This is a genomic window from Accumulibacter sp. (genome assembly GCF_036625275.1).
In the GTDB taxonomy this organism is placed as follows: Bacteria; Pseudomonadota; Gammaproteobacteria; order Burkholderiales; family Rhodocyclaceae; genus Accumulibacter.
Genome location: NZ_JAZKUD010000121.1, coordinates 1 through 9,672, shown reverse-complemented (window position 1 = coordinate 9,672; position 9,672 = coordinate 1). Strand labels below are relative to the sequence as shown.

Below are 9,672 nucleotides of genomic sequence, written 5' to 3'. Positions count from 1 at the left end.
GCGTGCAGACTTTGCCGCCCTCACGATAGGACTCGCGGAGCAGGATGACGGGCCTGGAGTTTCGGTTGGGGACGCGGGCGATGTACATGCCGACAATAAAAGCACATATAGCATTGTTTGTCAAACATAATTATTATAGTTACATGCCTACATCTTTGGCGATTTTCTGATGTTTTACATCAAATCAATGGCTTACTGGAAGGCCTCCGGGAAGGTCCGTCGGTCTTGCGGTCGGTGACGATGAAGTGGGACATGCCGGACCTCGGTTGCTTCAACAGGCATGATTTTAGCATATCCGGTCGGGAGCAAGCGGAAAGTCCGACAGGCTGCTAGTTACGCCAACACCTCTTTTAAGCGCTGAGCGCCTGCCGCAGTAGGGGTCCGCTGATGATGCGAGCCAGTTTGTCGGCGTACATCGGGTCAGTGGCGTAGCCCGCTTGCTGCAGGGAACGCGCAAACTGCGCGCCATCCTGCTGCCCAATGACCCCGGCAAAGCGGGGATTGCTGCTCAGAACTTTTGCATAGTCGCGAAAGGCTTCGGCATACGAACCATAGACGCGGAACCTGGCGCGTACCGATTGCGCTTTCCCATTGACGAACTCGGTGGTCTGCACTTCGACGGTCGGTCCCGACCAGGTCCGCCCGGCCTTGATTCCGAACAGATTGAAGCTTGGCGAACCATCGGCGGCCTTGATCTCACGTTTGCCCCAGCCACTCTCCAGTGCCGACTGGGCAACCAGAAAATGCGCCGGCACGCCGGTCAGCGCGGCCGCCTCGACAGCCTGCGGCCAGACGCGATCGACAAAGGCGCGCGCATCGGGTGATGTGCCGGCCGTGCTCACCGCGCCGCTCTTCACCATGGGGGGCGCAGCAGTGCTGCGCTGGGCACCGGTCACGGATCGGAGGGTCGCCGTATTCGCGGTGATCTGCGCAGATAGCGACTGTTGCAGCAGGTCGAGGGGCGAGGTGGCCGCGGTCGCTGTGCCGGGGGTCATCTGCCGCGCCAACTGCTTTTCGATCATGGCGGCGAAACCGAGCGGCGCTTGCGAAGCGAGATCCTGTGCCATCTGCTGGTCGCCAATGGCCGTGAAAAAACGGCTCTGATCGCTGTCCAGCAAACCGCCAGCGGCATTGGCATCGCGCATGCTTTTCAACATCAGGTGCAGCAGCATGCCTTCGAACTGTCGCGCGGCCTGCCGTACGCCGGCTTGCGGGTCCGCCTTGAGTCTGGCGCGCAGATCGCCACCCAGGGCAGGATCGATCGCTAGACGATTGACTCCCAAATTGACGGATTTCATCAGTGAAGGACTTCCCTGGGTGGTCTGCTCGACATGGTTTCAGATGATTTCGAGGTCGGCGCGCAGCGCGCCCGCAGCTTTCATCGACTGCAGGATGGACAATAGATCCTGCGGACCGGCGCCCAGCGCATTGATGGCCTTGACCACCTCGGCGAGGCTGACGCCGGCTTTCAGCTGGATCAACGAACCGCCTCCTTGTTTGATCTCGATCTCGCTCTGCGTCGTGGTTACTGTCTGCCCGCCGGCCAATGCGTTGGGCTGACTGACTTTCTGTTCGCTATTGACGACCACCGACAGATTACCATGTGCCACCGCGCAGGAATCGATGGTGACCTTCTGGTTCATGACCACCGAACCGGTGCGGGGGTTAATGATCACCTTGGCAACGGTTTGGGTCGGCCGCACTTCAAGGGCCTCGACTCGCCCCAGGAAGGCCACCCGGCTATTCGCTTCCTCGGGTGCGAGCACGCGAATCAGGCGGCCATCCACCGCCTGCGCCGTACCCGGACCGATCTCGCGGTTGATGACTTCGACCACTCGCTGGGTGGTACCGAAGTCGGTCGTGGCCATTTCGTAATGAACGAATGGACCTTGCCCGAGTGCTGTCGGCACTTCACGTTCGACAGTAGCGCCACCCACCACCCGCCCGGCAAGCAGATGATTGACCACCACCTTGCTGCCGGCCGCTGCGGCTCCCGCACCGGCCACCAGCAAATTGCCTTGTGCCTGTGCGTAGATCTGACCGTCTGCGCCTTTCAGCGGCGTCATCAGCAACGTTCCGCCGCGCAGACTCTTGGCGTTGCCCATCGACGACACGGTAATGTCGATCTGCTGCCCGACCCTTGCAAAGGGAGGCAGGTTGGCGGTCACCATCACGGCGGCGACGTTCTTGAGTTGCAATGATTGTGTCGTCGGCAAGGTCGTCCCGAGTTGCGCCAGCATGTTGATGATGCTTTGCGTGGTAAAGGGGGTCTGTGTCGTCTGGTCACCACTCCCGTCCAGTCCCACGACCAGGCCATAGCCAATCAACTGATTGTTGCGCACTCCCTGTACGGAAGCCAGATCCTTGATCCGTTCGGCTACGACCGGGGCACTCAACAAACCCGCCAGAGTGACCAGAATGACGGTGCGCCACAGACCCTTGCCGACTTGCCTGCCCATGATCCGTGCCATCAGCGGTTTTCCTCAGAAAGGCATGAAGCTCAGGAAGAAGCGTGCCAGCCAGCCCATGACCTGAGCTTCACTGATCGCGCCACTTTCCTTGTATTCGATGCGTGCATCCGCAATCTGTGACGATGCAATGGTATTGGCGGCATTCACGAAATAAGGGTTGATGATCCCTGACAGGCGGATGTACTCCTGCCCATGACCAATCGCCACCTGCTTCTCGCCGGAGACCAGCAGGTTGCCGTTCGCCAGCACTTCGATGACCGTCACCGTGATGGTACCGGTAAACACATTGTTGGCGGCGGCCTCGCCCTTGCCGGCAGCCGTGTTGCTGCTACTGCCTTTCAGTTCAATCAGCGACTTGCCGGGCAGATTGACGTTTGGTCCGGACGAGGCGCTGATGCTGCCAGTCTTGGAAAGACTGCTGTTCGACTTGGTCGCTGCCGAAGTGTTCTCGGTGATCGTCACCGTGATCGTATCGCCGACATAACGAGCGCGCCGGTCTTCGAACAGCGTTCGCGATGTTCCGGCCTGGTAAATGCTGCCAGTCGCCGCGAGGCTGGCAGCGAGCGCGTCGGGCCGCTGCGCGGGGCGTGCGCTCATCGGTTGATGGACGTTGGTGGGCGGCACCGTCGTACATGCCCCCAGCAGCACAGTCAGTGTCAGCAGTAGCTTCGTCACGAGCCATTCCTTACCCATCGGGGATCGTTCTACAACTGGGTCAGACGCGCCAGCATCGCGTCCGAAGTTGACACCACCTTGGAATTGAGTTCGTAGGCCCGCTGCGTTTGAATCATCATCACCAGTTCCTGCGCCACGTTCACGTTTGACGCCTCGACGAAGTTTTGCAGAACGACTCCGGAACCATTGGTTCCTGGCGTATTGGGAGTCGGAGTACCACTCGATGCGGTCTCCAGGTAGAGATTTTCGCCGATGCTCTGCAACCCTCCGTTGTTGATGAAAGTTGCCACCTGAATGGTTCCGATCTGCACGGTTGCTGGCGAATTCGGCTGCGTGATGCTGACCACGCCATCGGTCCCGATGGTGATCGTCAGGGCATTCTGCGGAATCGTGATCGCCGGTTGCAAGGGATAGCCATTGGCCGTCACGATCTGCCCCTGATTGTCTTTCTGGAACGAACCATCGCGCGTATAGGCGGTTGTGCCATCAGGCAGCAGAACCTGAAAGAAGCCGGCGCCGTCGATCGCCAGATCAAGACTGTTGCCGGTTTGCTGGAGCGAGCCCTGCGTGAAAATGCGACCCGTGGACACCGGGGTCGTTCCGAGGCCGATCTGCAGGCCATCGGGAATCTGAGTAGTCTGTGACGACTGGGCTCCTGGCTGACGAAGGGTCTGATAAAGGAGATCAGCGAAAATGCCGCGCGCCTGCTTGAAACCGTTGGTGCTGACGTTTGCCAGGTTGTTGGCAATGATGTCGATTTGCACCTGTTGGGCATTGAGGCCGGTACTGGCGGTCCATAGCGAGCGGATCATCGGTATTCCTGTCAGGCGTTGATCGTGAGAATCTGGGTCGCTGCACGTGCATTGCTGTCCGCCGTCTGCAACATCTTGATCTGCATTTCGAACTGGCGCGCCAGACTGATCATTCGCACCATCGCGTCCACCGAGTTGACGTTGCTGCCCTCAAGCGCCTCCGGAACGAGCTTGACGTTCTCGTCGGCAACCGCCTCGTCGCCGTTGCGAGTGCGAAAGAGTCCGTCATCACCGCGCACCAGATCGTTCTCCGGCGGGTTGACCAGCTTGATGCGGCCGACCGCGCTGGCGTTGTTGATCGCTCCCGCACCGATCCGCGGGATGCTCGATACCGTGCCGTCCGGAGCAATCGTGATGTTGTTGTCCGGCGGCAGCGAGATTGGCCCGCCCTCGCCGAGCACGTTGAAGCCGGAGCTGGTCAGCAGCACGCCATTGGCATCGGTCCTGAGATTGCCGGCACGGGTATACGCCTCGCGACCATCTGCCCCCTGCACGGCAATCCAGCCAGCGCCGTTGACCGCGACGTCGAGTGGCCGCCCGGTAACCGTCAACGGCCCCTGCTCAAAGACATTGGCCAGCGAAGCATCGACTGCAAATGCCCGCGTTGGCGCGCCCGCGCCAAGGACCTGTGCAGCGCGGAAGCGGTGCTCCATGGCCCGATAACCGATCGTGGCGACGTTGGCCAAATTCTGCGCAACACCGGCCTGCTGCAGGAAAGCCTGTTTGGCGCCACTCATTGCGGTGTAGATCAGACGATCCATCGGTTATTGTCGCTTTCTTTCGCTACCGCGCTTAATGTGAAAGTCGCGTCCGCGACTCACGAACCTCCCCTTTCCACTCGCGGGGTCGAGGGAGAGGGAAACGGTCATGACTTTCATGATCGGGAGTGCCTGGAAACATCATGATCGTTAGCGCAGGTTCACCAAGGTCTGCATGACCTGATCCTGGGTCTTGATCGTTTGTGCATTGGCCTGATAGTTGCGCTGTGCTGAAATCATGTCGACCAACTCCTTGGTGAGGTCGACGTTCGAGTCTTCCACTGTCGCCGACTGGATCACGGCGCGCGTTCCTGTCCCCGGCGCACCGAGCAGTGGCGGGCCGGAAGTTGAAGTCTCACTCCATTCATTGTTGCCCAGATTCAGCAGGCCATTGGGGTCGCTGAAATTGGCAAGCACGACCTGCCCAAGGTTGCGCGACTGACTGTTGCTGTAGCGACCCTGCAGGATTCCATCTCTCGAAACGCCCACACCCACCAGACTGCCAGCAGCATATCCTCCCTGTATCAGGCGATCGACGGTCGAGTCATTCCCGAACTGGGTGGTGTCGGTGTAATCGATGCTTCCCGGCGACCAAGGTGTGGTGGCTCCGTCTGTCAGATCCCATTCCGGCATCGGAATGGAGAACACGGGGTCTCCTGCAGCCGGTGCTGGCACCACGCTCGTCAGTACCCCTGTGGTATCGAATACCAGACTCCGACCCCCCGGAGCAGCATCCGCAGATAGCACCCCATCAAGCGTCGCATACACGTCCCACGTTCCGGGAGTGGCAGTACGAACGTAGTACGTGCTCAGGTTGTGCATCACCCCGAGGGTGTCGAAAACGTTCAGGGCGGTCGAGAAATTGTACGATTGCGTATTGGCCGGATCGAAGGTGGTCACCAAGGGCACCGGATCAAGTGCGTCGAGGTTGATGACTGCGCTGATGTCTCCCGCCAGCGGATCACTGGTTGCTCGCGGTGGAATCTGGCTGGCAGACAACTGTATCTCGACCGGGTTGGTCGGGGAGATGTCACCATTCTCAGCGACCGGATAGCCGGTCAGGCGAAGATTTTTGTCGTTGATGACGTAACCTTCCTTGTCGAGGTGAAACTGGCCGTTGCGTGTATAGGTGATTGCCCCTTCGTGACTCATGCGAAAATAGCCGGGACCATTGAGTGCCAGGTCCAGGGGATTGCTGGTCGTCGTCAGATTACCCTGGGTGAACTGTTGCTGGATTGCCGAAACCGTGACCCCGATACCGATCTGAGAACCGGACCCGATACCCAGCGAAGCCGCGTAGAGATCCGAGAAGTGCGCATCTGCCCTCTTGAAGCCGACGGTGGCGACGTTGGCAACGTTGTTGCCGATCACATTCAGCGACGCGGCCGACGCATTCAGACCGCTCAAACCCTGTTGAAAACTCATGGTTGACCCCTGCTCCTAGAAAATCTGCTGTACCTTGTTGAAATCCACTCTGCCCTGCCCAGCGAGTTCAAGCTGGAAGGCGCCCTTGTCTCTGACCAAGGCAGAAACCGTCCCCAACTGCATCGTTTCTGCAGCCACTGTTTCGCTGCCACGCACGGCAGCGATCGTAAAACTGTAGTTGCCTGGCGGCGCCGTCGCTCCGGCGTCAGTCTTGCCGTCCCAGGTAAAGCTGAAGCTGCCGGCATCGCGCGCGCCCAGATTCTGACTTTGCACCACCTTGCCGGCGGCATCGAGGATCGTCAGCGTCACCTTGTCGGCGGGGCCCGCAAGATTGGCACCGCCGCTGGTTTCGCCGTCGCCCAGAACAAGCCGGGAACCAGGAACGAGAACGCTCTTGCCAATCAGACCCGCCGCCTGCATCGACTGGCTGTCGTTGAAATTGCTCAACAAGGTCTGCATCGTCGCGTTCAGATTTTCGATACCGGCCACCGTACTGATCTGCGAGATCTGCGTGGTCACCGCAGCATTGTCGAGCGGGTTGAGCGGGTCCTGATTCTTCAGTTGCGTTACCAGCAGCTTGAGAAAGCGGTTCTGGACATCCTCACTGTCCGAACTTGCATTGGTCGCGCCGGCCTTTGCCTGGGCATTGATCGCCGCAAAAATGTCGCTACTTGAATTGACTGCTGATTGCACGGCGTTCATGAGTTTCTCCTGTGTCTTCTGTTCGATGACTACTGACCAAGCGTCAATGTCTTAAGCAGCAACTGCTTGGCGGTGTTCATCACCTCGACGTTGTTCTGGTAGGCACGCGACGCCGAAATCATATTGGTCATTTCTTCAACCACGTTCACATTGGGCATCGCGACGTAGCCTTTTTCGTCAGCGGCGGGATTGCGTGGGTCATAAACCATACGCCCCGGAGTGCTGTCCTCAACCACCTGTTTAACCCGAACCCCTTGCGCCGCAGGGCTGCCCATCGGTGTTGCAGCAAACACCACTTGTTTGGCCCGATAAGGTTTGCCGTCCGAACCGATCACGCTGTCCACGTTCGCCAGGTTACTGGCGACCGCGTTGAGGCGTATCGCCTGTGCAGTCACTCCACTGCCGGCCACAGCAAAGGTATTGAACAGGCTCATGGCAATTAATGTGACAGTCGCATCAGCGATTTACAAACCTTCTCTCGCCCGCAAGCATGAGAAGGGTCGGGAAAGAGGGAAACGAATGCGTTCATGATCGAAGGAGCCTGCAACAGCCGTGACCGTTAGGGCTGCAGAGCCGCGAGCAGGGTCTTGACCTTGCCACTGAGAAAACTCATGCCAGCCTCGTAGTAAATGGCGTTTTCGGCAAACTGCGCCCGCTCGACATCCATATCAACCGTATTGCCATCGGCACTCGCCTGGCTGGCCTGGCGATACATCAGGCGCACCATGCCAGGGTCCGCACTACCCTGGAAATGACGCTCAGAGGTGGTGACCAGGTTGAGATTGCCTTCACTGCGGCCAGCAAGCGCGTCCCTCAGCGCTGTCGCAAAATCAAAGTCCCTGGCCTGGTAGTGCGGCGTATCGGCATTGGCGATATTCCCCGCCAGCACCTGCTGCCGATGGGCACGCAGCGTTAGCGCTTGTTGCCCCGCGAAAAGCGTGCCGTCCAGCTTGCTAGCCAAAATGGTCTCCTCTAAAAATTTCTGAGCAACATTCAAGCAATAATGATGCCAATCTTGCGAACCAACCACTGGCCATGGCTTCGACTCGGGGCTACACCTTTGCGGTACCGGTATTTGCCGGCTTTCCGGCAATTATTGCCGCTGACAAAAATTGCTGCTACCTTCTAGGTTCTGTTGACACAAGCCCCGTCTACTGCGAGGGTTAGAGCCTTTGGGCGATGGTGAACCGGCTCGAAATCAGCGACGAAGAATGGGGGGCGATCTACCCGATACTGGTGGCCCACAAGCCTGTCTGCATGGCCTCGGAACCGGCCTGCCGGGTCTTCCTGGTGGCGGTCTTGTGGGTGCTGCGGTCGGGGGCGCCCTGGCGCTTGCTGCCTGCCGCCTATGGCCAGTGAACCCGGTTTTCAAGCGCTTCTCCCGCGGGTGCCGCCATGGCGTCTGGGAGGCGCTGCCTAAGGGGTGTTCCCATCTGCCTGATTGGCAGAGCATCCTGATCGACTCCACCGGCATCCGCGCCCATCCCTGCGCGGCCGGGGCAGCGGAAAGCAGCGCGCAGGCCGAGGCGCCGGGCCGTTCGTGGGGTGGGTTTGGCACCAGGATTCCCGCCATCACCGACGGTCTGGGCAACCCCCTCGACTTCGTGCTGACGGGCAGCCAAGTCCATGACGTTACCAGGCTCTGCTGGCACTGACTCCAGAGGGTGCTCAGGCGCTCATCGGCGACAAGGGCTACGACAGCGACGCCTTCGTCCGGGCCATCGAGGCGCGCGACAGGGACGCGGTCATCCCACCCCGCAGCCACCGCACCAAACTCCGCGAGGTCGATGGGTTCGTTTACAAGGAGCGCCACCTGATCGAGTGCTTCTTCAATCCAATCCAACATTACCGGAGGATTTTCTCACGCCATGAAAAAACCTCCCGCAACTACATGGGCATGCTGCGCTTCGTCTCCACCCTCATCTGGCTGCGGTGATGGGTCAACAGAACCTAGTCCCAATTGCTGGCCAGCCGTGGTGGCGAACAGCTAAATAGAAGAAATGGCGAAACGGAACCCTCACCCGCCAACTGCACGTGTACCACGGCACGGTACGCCGCGTCCTGGTGCAAGCCGGCTACCCTCGGACAGAGGCCCGGTTCAACGCCACTCGTGGGTTGATTCCTACCTGCCTTTCATTCTTGAGACTCTGGGGAAGTTTCCGAACCTCACGGTCAGCCACCTGTACGCGATGGTGCGCGAGCGGGGCTACCATGGTGGCCCCGATCACTTCCGCCATCTCGCTGCACCGACCACGGCCGTTCAGCGAAGCCTATCTATCTGCGTCTGCACACTCTCCCAGGCGAACAGGGACAGGTCGACTGGGCTCATTTCGCTCATCTCCAGATCGGCTGTGCCCGCTGGTCGCTGATGACCTTTGTCAGGATCCTCTCCTGGTCGCGGCGCATCTTTCTGCGCTTCTATCTCGACGCCCGAATGGAGAACTTCCTGCGCGGTCACACGTCGGCGCGTTTACGGCCTGGTCCGGTTTGCCGCGAGTCCTTCTCTATGACAAAATCATCTATGACCCGTTCGTCAAGGGTGGCGTGCGACTGGGGCAGGCAGACGCAGAGGAAGTGGCAGCCCGGTGCCCGCACCTCTTCGCAGAAGGGCTGGTGACAGTAAAGGTCATCGCCCAGGAAGGTCACGCCCCAGGGCGCTGTGGCGCTATACGCAGCGCCCCCTGCTGCAACCAGCGCCCACTGGCGGATCTTCCTCCACGTAGTAGACGAAACTACGCTTTAACTATCGGTTTTTGTTAAACAAATAGCCAATGCCGCGAAAGCGGCGCCTGCCTACGCGGCGAGCTTGTCGGCTTTGGGCTTGAGTGG

12 protein-coding genes are annotated in these 9,672 nt (G+C 59.6%); 3 read left to right on the top strand and 9 right to left on the bottom strand.

The window, feature by feature from the left end; genetic code table 11:
* Positions 1–350: 350 nt before the first annotated feature.
* The 9 genes from flgJ to flgB form a co-directional block, all read right to left on the bottom strand.
* Positions 351–1,298 carry a flagellar assembly peptidoglycan hydrolase FlgJ gene (gene flgJ, locus V5B39_RS20545; protein ID WP_332344698.1) on the bottom strand — a complete coding sequence of 316 codons (948 nt, stop codon included), beginning with the start codon at positions 1,296–1,298 and terminating at the stop codon, positions 351–353.
* A 39-nt stretch (positions 1,299–1,337) separates the two neighbouring features.
* The gene (locus tag V5B39_RS20540) at positions 1,338–2,471 is read right to left on the bottom strand and encodes a flagellar basal body P-ring protein FlgI (protein WP_434735739.1); all 1,134 of its coding nucleotides are present in this window, start codon (positions 2,469–2,471) and stop codon (positions 1,338–1,340) included.
* Positions 2,472–2,483: 12 nt separating this feature from the next.
* On the bottom strand, positions 2,484–3,164 hold the full coding sequence (locus V5B39_RS20535; RefSeq protein ID WP_332344697.1) for a flagellar basal body L-ring protein FlgH: 681 nt from the start codon (positions 3,162–3,164) through the stop codon (positions 2,484–2,486).
* Positions 3,165–3,175: 11 nt separating this feature from the next.
* Positions 3,176–3,958: a flagellar basal-body rod protein FlgG gene (gene flgG / locus V5B39_RS20530; RefSeq protein ID WP_332344696.1), complete on the bottom strand. Its 783-nt coding sequence runs from the start codon at positions 3,956–3,958 to the stop codon at positions 3,176–3,178.
* A gap of 11 nt (positions 3,959–3,969) precedes the next feature.
* Positions 3,970–4,719, bottom strand: a complete 750-nt coding sequence (flgF, locus tag V5B39_RS20525; RefSeq protein WP_332344695.1) for a flagellar basal-body rod protein FlgF — start codon at positions 4,717–4,719, stop codon at positions 3,970–3,972.
* Positions 4,720–4,866: 147 nt separating this feature from the next.
* Positions 4,867–6,141 (bottom strand): flagellar hook protein FlgE, encoded by a 1,275-nt coding sequence (gene flgE, locus V5B39_RS20520; RefSeq protein WP_332344694.1) that lies wholly within the window; start codon positions 6,139–6,141, stop codon positions 4,867–4,869.
* Positions 6,142–6,156: 15 nt separating this feature from the next.
* The gene (locus tag V5B39_RS20515) at positions 6,157–6,843 is read right to left on the bottom strand and encodes a flagellar hook assembly protein FlgD (protein WP_332344693.1); all 687 of its coding nucleotides are present in this window, start codon (positions 6,841–6,843) and stop codon (positions 6,157–6,159) included.
* A 29-nt stretch (positions 6,844–6,872) separates the two neighbouring features.
* Positions 6,873–7,277 (bottom strand): flagellar basal body rod protein FlgC, encoded by a 405-nt coding sequence (gene flgC, locus V5B39_RS20510; RefSeq protein ID WP_332344692.1) that lies wholly within the window; start codon positions 7,275–7,277, stop codon positions 6,873–6,875.
* Between the two features lie 125 nt (positions 7,278–7,402).
* Positions 7,403–7,804: a flagellar basal body rod protein FlgB gene (gene flgB, locus V5B39_RS20505; protein WP_332344691.1), complete on the bottom strand. Its 402-nt coding sequence runs from the start codon at positions 7,802–7,804 to the stop codon at positions 7,403–7,405.
* 218 nt (positions 7,805–8,022) lie between these two features.
* Between flgB and V5B39_RS20500 the strand changes: the two genes are divergently transcribed.
* From V5B39_RS20500 to V5B39_RS22340, 3 genes are read left to right on the top strand one after another with little or no spacing between them, the layout of a single operon-like run.
* Positions 8,023–8,202: a transposase gene (locus V5B39_RS20500; RefSeq protein WP_332344690.1), complete on the top strand. Its 180-nt coding sequence runs from the start codon at positions 8,023–8,025 to the stop codon at positions 8,200–8,202.
* The gene (locus V5B39_RS20495; RefSeq protein WP_332344689.1) at positions 8,199–8,498 is read left to right on the top strand and encodes a hypothetical protein; all 300 of its coding nucleotides are present in this window, start codon (positions 8,199–8,201) and stop codon (positions 8,496–8,498) included. The genes V5B39_RS20500 and V5B39_RS20495 overlap by 4 nt, the downstream gene beginning before the upstream one ends.
* Positions 8,486–8,779 (top strand): transposase, encoded by a 294-nt coding sequence (locus tag V5B39_RS22340; protein ID WP_434735740.1) that lies wholly within the window; start codon positions 8,486–8,488, stop codon positions 8,777–8,779. The genes V5B39_RS20495 and V5B39_RS22340 overlap by 13 nt, the downstream gene beginning before the upstream one ends.
* Positions 8,780–9,672: the final 893 nt, after the last annotated feature.